Here is a 1486-nt window from a genome sequence, read left to right as displayed (position 1 = left end):
TCTGCGCCCTGAAACAAGCCGCAGTCAATCAGAATACCGGAGGAGGGATACGATCGGTTAGAAGGGATAATGCTCAGCTCGTGGCAGGAGCCAGAGACGGCGCCGTGGTGGGAAATATTGATCATAACAACCTCCTTGTTGCCGACTCCAGAAGCCGGCCAGCCAGGGACAGACTTGAAATCTGTCCCTACTTTGGCCTGGAACTCCACTTAGGGCTCTTTGTACATTTGGGCTATCGTTGCTACTGGCAGGAACATTCTTAGCGGATGCGATGGCAAGCATTGAAACCCAAAACTGTTATACAGCGTTTGTCTTCGAGCTACATCAGCCGAGTTTCCACAATCGAGAACATTAAGTAGAACCATCGCCGTTCCTACCCTATATGAAGCGATGTAAGCGCCTTTGAGCGCGTCGGCAAGGAGCAAGCCGCCTAATCCCTGGCTTTGAGCGGAAGACGTAACCCCCATCATGCCTATGAACGCGGCGGGTACTTTCCCGTCGGGCAACGCATATCGCCGGTAGCGATTATGAAGGTCACCATAATCCACGCTATGTGCGTTGATCGAATAGAAGCCGAGAATTTCTTCGGGATTATCATTGGGACTTGTGGCTACAAATATCCTCGCCGTTCCTCCTTTCATAAGCTTCCCCGCTGTTTTCTTCAGGAAGTTATCAACTTGTTCGACGCCAGACCCAAAAGCCGCTCGATCGTGTTTATTCACGTCGAGCGGCTCAATAACTATTTCACTCCGCATCAGCGCAAAACCACCCTCTGATCATGTTGAATAAAGGCGGCACGCAGTTTTTCCGTTGGGGTGGGAGGGCTCTTCAAGGCATCAAAAAAGGCATGATGATCCTCGGGTTTTAGATGTGTCACCTCATGGGCCTGTATCGTGGCAATGGCACGCTGATAAACGGCATCGATTGCGAACGCCGACACATCCTGACCTGTCATCGCTGCTGCACGTTCAACCATTTTTTTGATATGTTCAGTTGTACGAAAGTTAAAGCGAGCGGTGTTACGCTTCCCAGCCTCTGGGCTGTCTTTTGAAGTCGTTGAAGCCAACATGCGATACTCCTTTTAGATTTCAAAATACATGGTAAATTGTACGCCTTATGGGCGTACAATTCTAGTTCGAGAAAATCTTCAGGCTCACCACGGAACAAAACTGCCAGATTAACATCGCTGTCGGGCCTGTAACGCCCTTTGGGTAACTACCACTCATCTCTCATTGTCCTTTGAAGTTCAAGCGCATCTCTTCCTGAGAAGGCGTTAATCTCTGTGTTGCTGAAATCCAGCTCTACCTCGGGCTCCCCCGTAAAGCCTTTGTCTCTGGGACAGATTTCAAATCCGTCCCAGTTTTCCGTTTCCCGCCCTCGGGACAGACTTAAAGTCTGTCCCGGCTGTCCGCTTTATTCCCTGGGGACAGATTTTAAATCTGTCCCCGCTTTTCTTCTGTTAATGCTTGTCTTCAATGCGCAGCTT

2 protein-coding genes are annotated in these 1486 nt (G+C 49.8%); both read right to left on the bottom strand.

Going from position 1 to position 1486, the window contains the following annotated elements; all coding sequences use genetic code 11:
* Nucleotides 1–209 precede the first annotated feature (209 nt).
* A complete protein-coding gene (locus A3OI_RS0103655) occupies nucleotides 210–722 on the bottom strand; it encodes a GNAT family N-acetyltransferase (RefSeq protein WP_228702882.1) in 513 nt (170 codons plus the stop codon).
* A gap of 32 nt (nucleotides 723–754) precedes the next feature.
* Nucleotides 755–1069, bottom strand: coding sequence for a type II toxin-antitoxin system TacA family antitoxin (locus A3OI_RS0103650; protein ID WP_018402982.1), 315 nt, complete (start codon nucleotides 1067–1069; stop codon nucleotides 755–757).
* Nucleotides 1070–1486 lie beyond the last annotated feature (417 nt).

It is taken from the genome of Marinobacter gelidimuriae (assembly GCF_000372805.1).
GTDB classification, from domain to species: domain Bacteria; phylum Pseudomonadota; class Gammaproteobacteria; order Pseudomonadales; family Oleiphilaceae; genus Marinobacter; species Marinobacter gelidimuriae.
This window is presented reverse-complemented; position numbering and strand designations above follow the sequence as displayed.